The sequence below is a fragment of the Terrihalobacillus insolitus genome (assembly GCF_028416575.1).
Lineage (GTDB): Bacteria > Bacillota > Bacilli > Bacillales > Amphibacillaceae > Terrihalobacillus > Terrihalobacillus insolitus.
Map to the genome: position 1 here is coordinate 16,835 of NZ_JAMQKB010000013.1, position 15,166 is coordinate 32,000.

The 15,166-nt window shown below is 38.5% G+C and carries 15 protein-coding genes; all 15 read left to right on the plus strand.

Annotated elements, in window-relative coordinates:
• Positions 1-10: 10 nt before the first annotated feature.
• The 15 genes from accB (at position 11) to spo0A (ending at position 15,142) form a co-directional block, all read left to right on the plus strand.
• Positions 11-514, plus strand: coding sequence for an acetyl-CoA carboxylase biotin carboxyl carrier protein (accB, locus tag NC797_RS12460; RefSeq protein WP_272437117.1), 504 nt, complete (start codon positions 11-13; stop codon positions 512-514).
• Positions 515-526: 12 nt separating this feature from the next.
• Entirely contained in the window at positions 527-1,897 is a 1,371-nt protein-coding gene (gene accC / locus NC797_RS12465; protein ID WP_272437118.1) for an acetyl-CoA carboxylase biotin carboxylase subunit, read from the plus strand.
• A 5-nt stretch (positions 1,898-1,902) separates the two neighbouring features.
• The gene (locus tag NC797_RS12470; RefSeq protein WP_272437119.1) at positions 1,903-2,304 is read left to right on the plus strand and encodes an Asp23/Gls24 family envelope stress response protein; all 402 of its coding nucleotides are present in this window, start codon (positions 1,903-1,905) and stop codon (positions 2,302-2,304) included.
• A 176-nt stretch (positions 2,305-2,480) separates the two neighbouring features.
• The gene (gene nusB, locus NC797_RS12475; RefSeq protein WP_272437120.1) at positions 2,481-2,861 is read left to right on the plus strand and encodes a transcription antitermination factor NusB; all 381 of its coding nucleotides are present in this window, start codon (positions 2,481-2,483) and stop codon (positions 2,859-2,861) included.
• 10 nt (positions 2,862-2,871) lie between these two features.
• Positions 2,872-3,723: a bifunctional methylenetetrahydrofolate dehydrogenase/methenyltetrahydrofolate cyclohydrolase FolD gene (gene folD / locus NC797_RS12480; RefSeq protein ID WP_272437121.1), complete on the plus strand. Its 852-nt coding sequence runs from the start codon at positions 2,872-2,874 to the stop codon at positions 3,721-3,723.
• Positions 3,724-3,740: 17 nt separating this feature from the next.
• Positions 3,741-5,093, plus strand: coding sequence for an exodeoxyribonuclease VII large subunit (gene xseA / locus NC797_RS12485; RefSeq protein WP_272437122.1), 1,353 nt, complete (start codon positions 3,741-3,743; stop codon positions 5,091-5,093).
• The gene (locus NC797_RS12490) at positions 5,090-5,338 is read left to right on the plus strand and encodes an exodeoxyribonuclease VII small subunit (RefSeq protein ID WP_272437123.1); all 249 of its coding nucleotides are present in this window, start codon (positions 5,090-5,092) and stop codon (positions 5,336-5,338) included. The genes xseA and NC797_RS12490 overlap by 4 nt, the downstream gene beginning before the upstream one ends.
• Position 5,339: 1 nt before the next feature.
• Positions 5,340-6,224: a polyprenyl synthetase family protein gene (locus NC797_RS12495; RefSeq protein ID WP_334313203.1), complete on the plus strand. Its 885-nt coding sequence runs from the start codon at positions 5,340-5,342 to the stop codon at positions 6,222-6,224.
• A 737-nt stretch (positions 6,225-6,961) separates the two neighbouring features.
• A complete protein-coding gene (locus tag NC797_RS12500; RefSeq protein ID WP_272437124.1) occupies positions 6,962-7,549 on the plus strand; it encodes a hypothetical protein in 588 nt (195 codons plus the stop codon).
• Positions 7,550-7,575: 26 nt separating this feature from the next.
• Positions 7,576-9,486, plus strand: a complete 1,911-nt coding sequence (dxs, locus tag NC797_RS12505) for a 1-deoxy-D-xylulose-5-phosphate synthase (protein WP_272437125.1) — start codon at positions 7,576-7,578, stop codon at positions 9,484-9,486.
• Positions 9,465-10,283 (plus strand): TlyA family RNA methyltransferase, encoded by an 819-nt coding sequence (locus NC797_RS12510; RefSeq protein WP_272437126.1) that lies wholly within the window; start codon positions 9,465-9,467, stop codon positions 10,281-10,283. The genes dxs and NC797_RS12510 overlap by 22 nt, the downstream gene beginning before the upstream one ends.
• A 77-nt stretch (positions 10,284-10,360) precedes the next feature.
• Positions 10,361-10,810, plus strand: coding sequence for a transcriptional regulator AhrC/ArgR (ahrC, locus tag NC797_RS12515; protein WP_272437127.1), 450 nt, complete (start codon positions 10,361-10,363; stop codon positions 10,808-10,810).
• A 48-nt stretch (positions 10,811-10,858) separates the two neighbouring features.
• Complete coding sequence (gene recN, locus NC797_RS12520) at positions 10,859-12,586, plus strand: DNA repair protein RecN (protein ID WP_272437169.1); 1,728 nt, start codon at positions 10,859-10,861, stop codon at positions 12,584-12,586.
• Positions 12,587-12,777: 191 nt separating this feature from the next.
• On the plus strand, positions 12,778-14,070 hold the full coding sequence (spoIVB, locus tag NC797_RS12525) for a SpoIVB peptidase (RefSeq protein WP_272437128.1): 1,293 nt from the start codon (positions 12,778-12,780) through the stop codon (positions 14,068-14,070).
• Positions 14,071-14,350: 280 nt separating this feature from the next.
• Positions 14,351-15,142, plus strand: coding sequence for a sporulation transcription factor Spo0A (gene spo0A, locus NC797_RS12530; RefSeq protein ID WP_272437129.1), 792 nt, complete (start codon positions 14,351-14,353; stop codon positions 15,140-15,142).
• Positions 15,143-15,166 lie beyond the last annotated feature (24 nt).

Below are 15,166 nucleotides of genomic sequence, written 5' to 3' on the forward strand. Positions count from 1 at the left end.
GTGCCAGACAATGTTAAAGGTTCAAGAAATTAGAGAACTAATTAAATTAATTGATGAATCATCCATCGATGAATTTTCCTATGAAAGTAATGGAACAAAGGTATCAATGAAAAAAGAAAAAGAATCATTTCAAGTTGAGGAGGTACCCAAAAGTAGTAGGAGTACATATGAGCCGGTTCAAGTAGAAGTAGACGAAAAGCCAGTAGCAACAGCTGAGAAATCAAAATCAGTAGCTACACAAGAAGTAGAGGAAACGGCAGCTTCAACAAATTATGATCATGAAATTGTTTCTCCAATGGTCGGTACTTTCTACAGTTCTCCAACACCAGACAGTGACCCATTTGTACAAAAAGGAGAAAAAGTGAAATCGAACTCAGTGGTTTGTATTGTAGAAGCAATGAAATTATTTAACGAAATTGAAGCAGAAGTAAATGGTGAAATTGTTGAAGTTTTAGTAGAAAATGGGGAACTGGTTGAATACGGCCAACCATTATTTAGAGTTAAGTCGGAGTAAGGGGATGACAATGTGATTAAGAAACTCTTAATTGCGAACAGGGGAGAAATTGCTGTTCGTATTATTCGTGCCTGTATAGAATTGGATATCGAAACAGTAGCAGTTTATTCCGAGGCAGATAGGGATGCACTCCATGTACAATTAGCTGATGAAGCTTATTGCATTGGACCTACATCAAGTAAAGATAGTTACTTGAACTTTACAAATATAATGAGTGTCGCCACACTAACGGAAGTAGACGCCATCCATCCAGGATATGGTTTTCTGTCCGAAAACGCTGACTTTGCAGAAATATGTAAAGCTTGCAATATCACATTTGTTGGCCCAAGTCCGTATGCCATTCAAAAAATGGGGACAAAAGATGTGGCGCGTGAAACAATGCGTGAAGCTGGTGTTCCTGTCGTCCCAGGTTCACAAGGAATTATAGCTGATGAAGAAGAAGGATTACGTATTGCTGAAGAAATAGGTTATCCTGTCATAATTAAAGCCACAGCTGGTGGTGGTGGAAAAGGGATCCGAATTGCAAGAACAAAAGAAGACCTTGTACAAGGGATTCAAGTGACCCAAAGAGAAGCAGAAACTGCTTTTGGAAACCCTGGAGTCTATATCGAAAAATTCATTGAAAATTTTCGCCATGTAGAGATACAAGTACTGGCGGATAATCACGGCAATGTAATCCATCTTGGTGAAAGAGACTGCACGATCCAACGCAGGCTGCAAAAACTGATAGAGGAAACACCAAGTCCTGCTATTACACCAGAAATTAGGGCTGAAATGGGTGAAGCTGCTGTGAAGGCAGCGAAAGCGGTTGGTTACTCAGGCGCTGGCACGATTGAATTTATTTTTGATCAACAAGATCAATCTTTTTACTTTATGGAAATGAATACGAGAATCCAAGTTGAACACCCCGTTACAGAAATGGTAACTGGTATTGATCTCATAAAGGAACAAATAAAAGTTGCAAATAATGAGAAGCTATCCTCTAAACAGGAAGATATTGAGTTTAATGGATGGGCCATTGAATGTAGAATAAATGCAGAAAATCCATCCAAAAACTTTATGCCATCACCTGGTAAGATCGAGATGTATTTGCCACCTGGTGGGCTTGGAGTGCGTATCGATTCTGCTGCTTATCCAGGCTATTCCATACCACCTTTTTACGATTCCATGATCGCAAAGTTAATTACCTATGGAAAAACACGTGATGAAGCAGTTCAAAGGATGAAGCGTGCACTGAGTGAATTTGTAATCGAGGGCGTTTTCACAACAATACCGTTTCATAGTAAGGTTATGGATCATCCAGTTTTTATTGATGGTGATTTTAATACGAAATTCCTTGAAAAATATACTATAATGGAAAGTGAAGTGGAAAGGAAGGGGTGAAGGGAATGAGCGAAAACCCTTTGTTAAGCGTAGGAAATAATTCGGATTTAGGGAAAGTGGAAATTGCTCCTGAGGTCATTGAGGTTGTTGCTGGTATTGCTACATCAGAGGTCGGCGGTGTTTTTTCGATGCGTGGAAATTTCGCCTCAGGTGTAGCAGAGAGATTTGGGAAAAAATCTCACGGTAAAGGGGTTAAGGTGGAACTTACGGAAGAAGGCGTGATCATTGATACGTTCGTTGTACTTGACTACGGTAGCAGCATTCCAGATGTAGCACAAAGAATTCAAACGAATGTTCGTCAAGCAATACGCAATATGACAGCATTAGAACGAACCGAGGTGAACGTACATGTTGTAGGCGTTCAAACAGAACATAAAGAAGAAGATACTACAGAGGTTCAAGAATAAAGTATGGCTCAGAGAGATTTGTATCTCTCAGGGCTTTTTTTATTCATCGTTTTTGCTGGTAGTACTAGGATATTGAACATCCTATTATATTAATTCCTTCATTAGCATTACTAGATGGAACATGATATTATTTATACAACTGTTATCAAAGGAACGAATGATAAGGAGAATTGGTAATGAATAGAAGGACAGCGAGAGAAAAAGCATTTCAAGTTCTTTTTCAAATGGATATAAATGCAGTTGATCCATCCGAAGCATTGGAACATGTTTTAGAAAAACCAGTTCAAGATTCCTTTTTACGTGAGCTTGTATTTGGTGTTAATGAAAAAAAGAGTTCTATTGATCAACAGATCGCTGATCATTTACAAAATTGGTCATTAAATAGGCTAGCCTCTGTAGAAAAAACGGTTTTACGTATTGCAACATATGAATTACTGTATAATGATGAGGTACCAACAGGTGTTGCGATCAACGAGGCGGTTGAACTTGCACACAAGTTTGGAGATGAGAAATCAGGTAAATTTATCAATGGTGTCTTGTCAAAAATGTTGAAATAGGGGGAGAACAATGGCGGCAGAAGTCATCTATGGAAAAACATTATCAGAAAACCTACGGCAAGAGATGAAAGAACAAGTGGAAAAACTTAAGCAACATGGGGTAACTCCTGGTCTTACTGTGATAATTATTGGGAATGACCCAGCATCTATCTCCTATGTTCGTGGAAAACAACGGGCATCAGATGTGGTTGGGATTGATTCAAAATTAATCGAAATGGATAATACTACATCACAATCTGAGCTATTAGAGTTAATAAAAAAGCTAAACAATGATCCCAAAACCCACGGGATCTTAGTTCAGTTACCATTACCAGATCACATAGATGAGCAGGTAATCATTGAGGCAATTCATCCTACCAAAGATGTGGACGGATTTCACCCAATTAATATCGGGAAAATGATGACTGGAAAGGAAACATTTTTTCCATGCACACCTTATGGAATCATAACGATGTTAAAATCGAAAAATATTCAAATAGAAGGAAAACATGCCGTTGTAGTTGGACGGAGTAATATTGTTGGAAAACCGGTTGGACAATTATTGTTAAATGAAAATGCTACTGTGACTTACATTCATTCAAAAACAAAAAATTTCCGTCACTTTACGAAACAAGCAGATATTTTAGTTGTGGCCGTAGGCAAGGAACACTTTATAAGTGGTGAGGACATAAAAGCCGGTGCTGTTGTCATCGATGTTGGAATTAACCGAAATGCAGAAGGTAAATTAACTGGTGATGTAGAGTTTGAATCTGCCAAAGAGAAAGCATCATACATTACACCTGTCCCAAAGGGTGTCGGTCCAATGACCATTACAATGCTTTTACATAATACAATTAAATCAGCACAAGCAGGATTAAAATAGAAGGTCGAGGAAGTAGAATGGCAACAGATCGTTATTTAACCGTTAGTGCGTTAACAAGGTATATAAAAAGAAAACTCGAAATGGACAAGCATTTAAAGGAAATTTGGTTGAAAGCTGAAATATCTAACTTTAACCACCATAGTCGAGGACATATGTATTTTACATTAAAAGATGATCGTTCCAGAATTCAAGCGGTCATGTTTTCAGGGAATAACCGTACGATCAAATTCAAACCCGAAAACGGTATGAATGTACTTGTAAAAGGGGAAGTAAGTATTTATGAACCCCAAGGACAATACCAGCTCTATGTTCAGACAATGGAGCCAGATGGGATTGGGGCATTATACCTCGCCTTTGAACAATTAAAGGAAAAGCTACATCGAGAAGGTCTTTTTGACCCACTTCAAAAAAAAGCCATTCCATCATACCCAAGCCATATTGGGGTTGTGACATCTCCAACAGGTGCAGCCATTCAGGATATACTCACAACAATTAAACGTAGATACCCGTTGGTAAAGGTTAGTATTTTCCCTGTATTGGTTCAAGGGGAAAAAGCGGCTAGTTCTGTTGTGGCTGCTATCGAAAAAGCCAACCAGCTTAATCTGTTTGATGTCCTCATTGTTGGTAGGGGTGGAGGCTCGATTGAAGAACTATGGTGTTTTAACGAAGAAGCCGTTGCTCGAGCGATTGCTAAATCAAAGATTCCGATCATTTCTGCAGTTGGACATGAAACAGATTATACGATAAGTGATTTTGTTGCGGACGTAAGGGCTGCAACACCGACTGGAGCGGCAGAATTAGCAGTACCTTCCCAAACGGAATTAATAAACCGTGTAAATACGCTTACCCGATCCTTACACATGGTAGTAAAGGGAACCGTTTTAGAACAAACCAGGAGACTGTCTCAAGTGAACAAATCATATGCCTTCCGTTATCCAGAGCAGCTATTAAGACAAAAAGAACAAGACCTGGATAAAAGTGTTGAAAAACTAGGGCGGATTATGACGTATTTTTTGAACCAAAAAAAGGAAGGGCTACGACAAATCCGAATTCGCTTTGGACAGCAGCATCCACAGCGACAAATAGATCAAGCTAAACAGCATTTACAGCTTCTGTACCAAAGAAACGATCGAGCAATGCGTAAAGAATGGATAGACAAACAAACTTCTTTTAACCAAGTGTTAGATAAACTTACATTGTTGAACCCGCTGGAAACAATGAAGCGCGGATATGCGATCGCAACCGAAAAGAATGGGCAAATTATTAAATCAACAAAACAAACGCAACCAGGCGATTTAATAATGGTTCGATTGCAGGACGGAACATTAGATTGCCAAGTATGGGGGATCGAGGAGGGAGAAGAGATATGACGAACGATCACGATGATAAAAGTGCTGAGCTATCTTTTGAAGAGGCCATGCAACAGTTGGAAAAAATCGTCGAAAAACTGGAAGAGGGAGACGTTCCACTAGAAAAAGCAATCAACTATTACCAAGAAGGAATGAAGCTCTCTAAACTGTGTAGTGAAAAACTCACCAAGGTTGAGGGACAAATGGAACAAATCGTGAATGAGCAAGGTACATTTGAACCATTCATCGTCCAGGAGGAAGAATAGCGTGCAAGCTCCTTTTGAATTGTATCTAAGCGAAAGACAACAGGTGATCAACCTGGAATTAAAAAACTACATTTCAATGATAGCTATCCCTGATCCATTAAAGAAATCGATGTTGTATTCGATTGAAGCAGGTGGTAAGCGAATTCGGCCTATTTTGATGATGGCGTCCTGTGAGGCCTTTGGTTCAACATACGAGAAAGTGCTGTCTGCTTCCGTTGCACTTGAAATGGTTCATACGTATTCATTAATTCATGACGACTTGCCTGCAATGGACGATGATGACTATCGCAGAGGGAAATGGACAAATCACAAAATGTTTGATGAGGCAACCGCTATTTTAGCGGGGGATGCATTACTGACGTATAGTTTTGAAATCATTTCCAAAGATTCACAGCTTACAGATTCTCATAAAGTATTTCTTATGAAGGAATTAGCTGAGGCAAGTGGTCCAAGGGGAATGGTGGCAGGTCAAGTATTAGACATGGAAGCTGAAAATAAAATGATTACTGTGGAAGAATTAGAAATGATCCACCATTTGAAAACGGGTCAATTGTTAAAATGTGCGATACGATCAGGCGCATTCATGGCTGATGCCAACCAAAAACAACTCAAAGCAATGGAGACGTTCGCCTATTACTTAGGACTCATATTTCAAGTCCAGGATGATATTTTAGATGTGACAGGTAATCCTAATAAAATCGGAAAAGCGGTCGGAGGAGATGAACAAAAGTTAAAAAGCACGTATCCACGTCTACTTGGATTGGATGGAGCTATTCAACAAAAGCAACGTTATGTTCAACTCGCAAAATCAAAATTATTAGAGGCCGATGTAAACTCAACGATTTTAGAAGAACTAATCGAATACTTTAACCAGCGTGATCATTAAATTTTAGATTGAGAAATGTATAAGAATATGTTAATATAAGTAATATAGAAGGAATGGTGCAGTATTCTAGTCAGTCCTCCGTTCCTGAAGGCGGGCCTAAAAATCCGCCAAAGGGCACATCGATGAAGTTCCTTGTGCTGGCTTGAGGCGCCCAGCCTTGGGTCAGTGCTGGGAGTTAAGGTTGAAGGGCGATCCACAAAGGCATGTGGGCGAAGACCCTTCTTCCGCGGAGGCCCATCTTTGTAGTGTAACCCTAAGCCTAGGGGCACTATGAAATGGGGTATGAACCTGCGTAATAGGGATGGGGAATCTCTACCCGCAGCGTAGCCTGCCTTGAGTGGAGTTGAGGGGATTACGTTTATCGTTACCAGAATAGGTGGCCACTATTCTGGTAGTTTCACCGTATGAAATCAGCTCTGCAAAAGAGGCTAAGGAACGGTTAAAGGCTGTTGAGGAAACCTCCTAGACTGTTCGAAATGGACATGGAACAGGGATTATAGTGCGGACTAAGTGGTAATCCAGTCCAGCATTCGGAAACGATGCTGAGTCAAGTTTAAAGGGGAACCGCCAAAGTGGTGACACTTGGTACTTGACTGGGAAAACCTACTGGACCTAAGCTGCAATTTTTACCTGTTTCGTGACCATTCCTTTCCTACATATTTTGAGTGCATGTACATAAAGTTGACAACAAATTAGAAGCAAGTAATCTAATTTAAAAAAAGGATACGATTAAATAAATGAAGAGTCAAATAAAGAAATCACTTAAATTCAGTATAAGTATTGCCGTTATCACTTTCGTGTTAGCGGCTATTTTTTCAGTTGTTTCATCGTCAGTTTTAGGTGAGGTTGTATGGATTGCTGGTTTAGTTATTGTTTTTATCATTGTTTTAATCGGTGTTATATTTGACATGCTAGGTACCGCTTCTGCTGCAGCAAATGAACCACCCTTTCATGCGATGGCAGCGGAGAAAGTTCCAGGAGCGAAGCAAGCTATTGCTATTGTCAGAAATGCTGAAAGGGTTGCCAGTTTTTGTAATGACGTAATTGGCGATATATCAGGGATTGTAAGTGGTACAGCATCCGCAATCGTTGTCATTCAATTGGCAAACGTTTTTGGGAACAGCGAGGGTTCTGCTACCTATATTGTCTTATCTGTTCTGATGACTAGCCTTGTTGCCGCCTTAACCGTTGGAGGTAAGGCACTTGGAAAATATTTTGCCATCCATTCTTCCACACAAATTATTTTTTACGCTGGTAAAATACTGGCTATACTAGAGGAAAAATTAAAAATCAAAATTTTATCTCAGGATAAAAAGGGTAAGTGAATTTTATAAAGGGGCGGATTCCCATCATGGATCTTATGAAAATGAAAGATCCTTCGTTTTTAAAGGCCTTATCGAACGAAGAATTAGAAAACGTAGCTTCAGAAATTAGAAATTTTCTTATCAAAAAACTATCGACAACAGGTGGACACCTGGGTGCCAATCTTGGAGTAGTTGAGTTAACACTAGCACTACATAAAGCATTTTCTAGTCCCGTGGATAAATTAATCTGGGATGTTGGCCATCAAGCATATATTCACAAAATGCTTACTGGAAGGACAAGCCAATTTGATACGCTTAGACAATATAAGGGATTATGCGGCTTTCCAAAAAGGCGAGAGAGTGAGCATGATGTATGGGAAGCCGGCCATAGCTCCACTTCTCTGTCAGCGGCAATGGGTATGGTGCTCGCTCGAGATTTGAAAGGTGAAAATCATTCGATCGTCCCAGTAATTGGAGATGGTGCATTAACTGGGGGTATGGCACTTGAAGCCTTAAACCATATTGGACATGAAAAAAAGAATTTGATTGTTATTTTAAACGATAATGAAATGTCAATTGCTGCAAATGTTGGTGCACTTCACAATGCACTTGGAAGAATGCGAAGTGCAGGGAAATATAACCGGGTAAAAGATGAACTTGAACTACTCATGAAAAAAATACCTGCTGTTGGAGGAAAGCTTGCCCAAGCAGCAGAACGTTTTAAAGACAGTATGAAATATTTTATGATACCAGGCATGTTGTTTGAGGAATTTGGTTTTACTTATTACGGACCAGTGGACGGGCATAACTTTGACGATTTATTTGAAAATCTTTCCTATGCAAAGAAAACAGATGGCCCTGTTTTAATCCATGTGATAACTGAAAAAGGGAAGGGGTATCGTCCCGCAGAAACGGATATAAAAGATAAGTGGCATGGAGTTGGCCCATATAAAATAGAATCTGGTGAAAAAATTAAACCTGTTAATGCCCCCCCAGCATGGAGTCAGGTTGTAAGTGATACATTACAACAAAAAGCCAGGGAAGATGATCGGGTTACCGTTGTGACACCTGCTATGATTTTAGGATCTAAGTTAGAAAAGTTTCAGAATGAATTTCCGAATCGTTTAATCGACGTAGGAATAGCAGAACAACACGCCACAACAATGTCAGCAGGCCTAGCTACACAAGAGATGAAGCCATTTCTCGCTATTTATTCGACATTTCTTCAGAGAGCGTATGATCAGATTGTTCACGATGTTTGTCGCCAAAATTTAAATGTCGCATTTGGAATAGATCGAGCTGGCTTAGTCGGTGCAGATGGTGAGACACATCAGGGAGTATTTGATATTGCTTTTTTACGACATCTGCCGAATATGGTAGTGATGATGCCAAAGGACGAAAATGAGTGTCAACATATGGTTCATACAGCCTTGGAATACAATGACGGACCAATTGCAGTTCGATACCCAAGAGGAAACGGGCTTGGAGTAGAGATGGATCAGACATTACATTCCATCCCAATTGGTAGCTGGGAAATTGTGCAAGAGGGTACCGATGTAGCAATTTTAACGTTTGGTACAACATTAATGATGGCATTAGAGGCAAGAAAGGAACTTGCGGCAAAAGGTATTTCTGCTAAGGTTGTGAATGCGAGATTTATCAAACCATTAGATGAAAATATGCTTCATCAATTCATGAAGGCCAATATTCCATTGCTTACCATTGAGGAGGCTGTCTTACAAGGTGGATTTGGCAGTGCTGTTTTGGAATTTGCTGAAGCCAATGCGTACCAAAACCAATCGATTAGAAGAATGGGTATACCTGACAAATTCATTGAGCATGGCTCTGTTAAGGAATTATTAAACGAAATTGGATTAACAAAAGAAAACGTAGTGAAACAGGTAGAAGACTTAATCCCAAGAGGGTATGAGCAAAAATGGTTAAAAAGCAAAGGTTAGACTTATTGTTAGTTGACAGACATTTAATTGACACGAGAGAGAAAGCAAAAAGAGCCATTATGGCAGGGTTAGTTTATTCTGAACAGCATCGGTTAGATAAGCCAGGCATGAAGGTAAATCATGACATTCCTCTTCAAATAAAAGGGAAACTCATACCTTATGTAGGGCGTGGCGGCTTGAAGTTAGAAAAAGCAGTGGACATTTTTCAGCTTTATTTAAAGGATAAAATAATGATCGATGTCGGCTCCTCAACAGGAGGATTTACCGATTGTGGTCTGCAAAAAGGAGTAAAACGTAGCTATGCCGTTGATGTAGGGTACAATCAATTAGATTGGAAGCTTCGAAGCGATCCAAGAGTGGTCGTCATGGAACGTACAAATTTCAGGTATGTTACTGCCGATATGCTAACAGAAGGGTTACCAAACTTCGCTAGTGTCGATGTATCCTTTATTTCTTTAACCTTAATCATACCGGTGCTTTCACAGCTTTTATGCCCAAATAGTGATGTCGTGGTCCTGATTAAACCACAATTTGAAGCTGGTAAAGCATCAGTTGGAAAAAATGGGATTGTACGTGACCAAGCAACACATACAAAAGTGTTAGAACGAATCCTTGATTTTTCTGTTGAAAAAGGTTTTGTTGTAAAGGGGTTGACCTTTTCACCGATTACAGGAGGTGAGGGGAATATTGAATTTTTAGCCCATTTGTTTTGGAGTGGGGATAAAGAAGGAAAAATAGATGTTGATGTCGAAATAAGTAGCATAGTTAAACAAGCACATCAAACCCACTACAAATAAGACTAGCATTATCTATTGAACACATATTTTAGGGCTACTTAACTTGGTAGTCCTTTTTATACGATTGGAGGGAAACGATGAACAAGGTTCAGCGACACATTAAAATACGTGAATTAATTACGAACAATGATATTGAGACGCAGGATGAACTCGTTGACAGTCTTAAAGGTCTTGGGTATAACGTAACACAAGCTACTGTTTCTCGTGACATTAAAGAACTTCACCTAGTTAAAGTACCAACTCACAATGATCGCTATAAATATAGCCTACCAGCTGATCAACGCTTTAACCCACTTGAAAAATTAAGGCGACTTATCATGGATGCATTTGTTAGTATCGATGTTGCAAGTCATTTTATTGTGTTGAAAACGTTACCAGGAAATGCGAACGCTATCGGAGTGCTAATTGATCACCTTGAGTGGACTGAGATATTAGGAACAATTTGTGGAGATGACACATGTTTAATTATCTGTCGAACAGAAAACGATACACAACAAATTAAAGATCAGTTTTTAGATATGTTATGAGAGGTTTGAACACGCACTATGAGCTGGAAAGAATGGGGTGCTATAAACGTGTTAATTGAATTATCAATAAAAGACTTTGCTATTATTGATGAAATATCCATTACGTTCCACAACGGTTTAACAGTTATCACAGGTGAAACAGGTGCAGGAAAATCGATTATCATTGATGCGATCCAGCTTCTAACTGGTGGCAGAGGTTCTGTTGAATATGTCCGTCATGGAAAATCAAAAACAGACATTGAAGGACTGTTTACAATTGAAAATAAGGATCATCCGGTATATGGGAAAGGCAGCCAATTCGGTATTGATATTAAAGATGATGGGATGGTAGTACTGCAACGTTCGATCACCTCAAACGGAAAGAGTATTTGCCGTGTAAATGGAAAGCTCGTTACGTTAGCCATTTTAAAGGAATTTGGAAAGGCGCTTATTGATATTCATAGCCAACACGAGACACAATCGTTGATGGATCCCGAAAGACATATCGAGCTATTAGATCTGTATAATAAAGACAAGATTGACCACATTAAAAAGGAATACTCTCGTTTGTTTCAAAAGTTGGAATCGTTTAAAAAACGTTATAAACAATTAAATCAAAATGAACAGGAAATGGCTCAGCGTTTAGACCTATTAGAATTTCAAGTGAAAGAAATTCAACAGGCTGAATTATCACCAGATGAAGATGATCATCTATCTGAAGAGAGGAATTCGTTAGCTAATTTCGAGAAAATATTTAATGGCTTACAAGATGCGTATAATGCTTTGTACGGAGAACAAAGAGGATTGGATTGGCTTTCACTAGCACTGACAGGGCTTGAAAGTGCAAGTGAATTTGATGAAACGATTGAAAAAATTAGAAGTCAGTTTTCAGACCAGTACTATTTAGTAGAAGAAATGACGTTTCAAATCAGAAATCGATTAGATGAGTTAGATTTTAACCCGAACCGGCTAAATCAATTGGAAAGTAGACTGAACGAAATCAATCGGTTAAAGAAAAAATACGGTACTTCTGTCAATGATATGTTAGAGTATCTGTCAAAAGTTGAAGATGAAATAGATCAAATCAAAAACCGAGAAAGTCACATTCAAAACATAGGGCAGGAAGTATCCGAAATTGGCAAGGACACGTTATTGGAGGCAGAGCACTTACATGAAAAGAGAAAGGAAGCTGCTGCAGAATTAACCACAGCTATATACCGCGAATTGAAAGACTTGTACCTTGAAAAAGCCTCATTTGACGTAAGTATTAAAAAAAGAGAAGGATCTGTCGAAGACCCTATCATTAGTAAATTGCACGCCTCAGGTATGGATATCGTACGCTTTTTAATTACAACAAACCCCGGGGAGCCGTTAAAGGAACTCCATAAAATAGCTTCAGGTGGCGAACTATCAAGAATTATGCTTGCCCTTAAAAAAATTTTTTCTCGACATCAAAAGGTAACGAGCGTTATTTTTGATGAAGTAGATACAGGAGTAAGCGGCAGAGTTGCACAATCAATTGCAGAAAAAATATACGATGTTTCATCTGGATCGCAAGTGTTGTGTATTTCACATTTACCACAAGTTGCAGCCATGGCAGATACCCACCTTTTAATTGAAAAGAAGGTGGAAGGTGAACGTACCTATACAATTGTTAAAGAACTATCGAAAGAAGATAGAAGTGACGAAATAAGCAGAATGATTACCGGCGCAGAACAAACTAAGACAACCAAACAGCATGCAAAGGAACTCATTAACTTGGCTGAAAAATTTAAAAACAATCAGCATGTAACATAAACCTTTGCCAAATCTGGCAAAGTTCTTTTTTTTCTTAAATAACTTGATCAAAGGAAAATAGTTGGCGCAGCAGGAAATCTTACCCCTTTTTTCTCAACTTTACTGGGTTTAAAAACGATGGATGAAGGTCAAATTATAAATACAGAAATAAATAAAATAGGGTATGGGTTAGGAACGAGGAGAGTGAACCAATGAATTTTAAAAATCACATGCGCAATGGAATAGGAATTTTGCTCTTAATCACTTTCCTGTTCATTCCATTTTTAACACCAATACAAACGTATTTATCAATCCCGAATGAATTAACAACATTCCAAAACAATGAACAAATTAGCGTTCCAACTATGGGTGAAAAGGTAAAGATAAAAAATCAAGACAACCAGAATAAGGTAATTCAAGCACTTGGTCCAGCAAGTTTTCAATCGGTTGCAACTGGAGATAGTAACATTATATATGAATTGGCTGGTGTACCACTAAAAAAAGTCAACGTAGAAGTTCTTGATGATTTTAAAGTAATTCCTGGTGGACAATCGATAGGCGTTAAGTTAAATACACTAGGCGTCCTTGTTGTTGGACACCACCTCGTTCAAACGAAAGATGGAAAAATATCTCCAGGTGAGGAAGCAGGAATCAATGTTGGCGATATTATTTTAGAAATCAATGGACAAAAAGTGAAAAAAATGGCTGATGTTAGTCCTTTTATAAAAGAAGCAGGCCAAAGTGGTAACCCCCTAAAAGTGAAGGTAAAGAGAGGTAACAAAACAGTAATAAAGGAATTAAAGCCTACCTTAGATCCAAGTGATGAAACGTATCGAATCGGCTTGTATATACGAGATTCTGCAGCTGGTATCGGAACAATGACGTTTTACCACCCCGATTCTAAAAAATATGGAGCACTTGGGCACGTCATATCGGATATGGACACAAAAAAGCCGATAGAAATAAAAAATGGTACCATTGTACGTTCTAATGTTACTTCCATCGATAAAGGAAATAGCGGCAAACCAGGGGAAAAGCAAGCAAAGTTTTCTGTAAAAGAAAATGAAATAGGTTCGATAACAAAAAATACACCTTTTGGTATATTTGGGAAACTTAACAAGAAATTGAATGATGGTAAATATAATAAACCAATGCCAATAGCACTTTCGGATCAAGTAAAAGAAGGGCCAGCAAAAATATTAACGGTATTAGAAGGAGAAAAGATCCAGGAATTCGATGTAGAGGTCGTACGAAGTGAACCGCAAAAGTTTCCATCCACAAAAGGTTTAATCATAAAGATTACAGATGAAGAACTGCTTGATAAAACGGGTGGAATTGTACAAGGAATGAGTGGCAGCCCAATCATTCAAAATGGAAAAGTGATCGGAGCGGTCACACACGTTTTTGTCAATGACCCAACAAGTGGCTACGGTGTTCATATTGAATGGATGTTGCAGGAAGCAGGTATTGACATTTATAAGAAGGGCAAAAAAGAAGCGAGCTAGTATTAAACGCATTTAAAATAGAAATAAGAAGCGCATGGCGCTTCTTATTTCTATTTTAATATTTTAGATAATTGTGAAGTATGTTATAATTAAAAATAAAGATTTTTCGACAAACACTTATGTTTTTTGTCGTAATCTATCGAAAACGGAAGATAATTTGAGTAAATTAAAGAAAACGCAAAAAAAATCAATGATTTTTCAATAAAAGAAGGAATTTTCGAAGTTGTGTCGAATCTGTTACATGGAATTATAGGAGGATAAAGGTTAAGGAGGAAGAAAATTGGAAAAAATTAAGGTGTTTTTGGTCGATGATAACAGAGAATTGATTAACATGATGGGTGAATACTTCGATGATCAAACAGATATTGAGGTCGTCGGCACTGCCTACAACGGTAAAGAATGTTTAGAAATGCTTGATTCATTAGATCCAGATGTTTTAATTCTCGATATTATTATGCCTCATGTAGACGGCTTAGCTGTTCTTGGAAAGTTAAAAGAATTGAAAAAGGAAAAACTTCCAAATGTAATTATGCTTACTGCATTTGGACAGGAGGAAGTTACAAAAAAAGCCGTTGATTTAGGTGCAGCTTATTTCATTCTTAAGCCATTTGATTTAGAAAACTTGGCCGAACAAATCAGGCAGGTTAGTGGGTTAACTCCACCTTCATTTGACGGAAATTTTTCTTCTCGTCCAAAACAAAAAAAGGAAAATAAAGCGCAAGACCTTGAAGCGAACATTACGAACATTATTCATGAGATTGGGGTGCCAGCACATATCAAAGGTTATATGTACCTCAGAGAGGCAATTACAATGGTTTATAATGATATCGAATTGTTAGGCTCTATTACAAAGGTGCTCTATCCTGACATAGCCAAAAAGTATAATACAACTGCTTCTAGAGTTGAACGTGCTATTCGTCATGCGATCGAAGTGGCATGGAGTAGAGGGAATATGGAATCCATCTCCTCTTTATTTGGTTATACCGTTAGTATTTCAAAGGCAAAGCCAACCAACAGTGAATTTATAGCAATGGTTGCTGACCGACTTAGACTCGAGCACCGAGCAAGTTGAAACGATGAAACCTTACCTTAACGG

What these genes read in the sequence shown, in the direction of transcription:
- accB (WP_272437117.1), top strand. Translation starts at nt 11, where the DNA reads ATGTTAAAGGTTCAAGAAATTAGAGAACTAATTAAATTAATTGATGAA.
- NC797_RS12470 (WP_272437119.1), top strand. Translation starts at nt 1,903, where the DNA reads ATGAGCGAAAACCCTTTGTTAAGCGTAGGAAATAATTCGGATTTAGGG.
- nusB (WP_272437120.1), top strand. Translation starts at nt 2,481, where the DNA reads ATGAATAGAAGGACAGCGAGAGAAAAAGCATTTCAAGTTCTTTTTCAA.
- folD (WP_272437121.1), top strand. Translation starts at nt 2,872, where the DNA reads ATGGCGGCAGAAGTCATCTATGGAAAAACATTATCAGAAAACCTACGG.
- xseA (WP_272437122.1), top strand. Translation starts at nt 3,741, where the DNA reads ATGGCAACAGATCGTTATTTAACCGTTAGTGCGTTAACAAGGTATATA.
- NC797_RS12490 (WP_272437123.1), top strand. Translation starts at nt 5,090, where the DNA reads ATGACGAACGATCACGATGATAAAAGTGCTGAGCTATCTTTTGAAGAG.
- NC797_RS12500 (WP_272437124.1), top strand. Translation starts at nt 6,962, where the DNA reads ATGAAGAGTCAAATAAAGAAATCACTTAAATTCAGTATAAGTATTGCC.
- dxs (WP_272437125.1), top strand. Translation starts at nt 7,576, where the DNA reads ATGGATCTTATGAAAATGAAAGATCCTTCGTTTTTAAAGGCCTTATCG.
- NC797_RS12510 (WP_272437126.1), top strand. Translation starts at nt 9,465, where the DNA reads ATGGTTAAAAAGCAAAGGTTAGACTTATTGTTAGTTGACAGACATTTA.
- ahrC (WP_272437127.1), top strand. Translation starts at nt 10,361, where the DNA reads ATGAACAAGGTTCAGCGACACATTAAAATACGTGAATTAATTACGAAC.
- spoIVB (WP_272437128.1), top strand. Translation starts at nt 12,778, where the DNA reads ATGAATTTTAAAAATCACATGCGCAATGGAATAGGAATTTTGCTCTTA.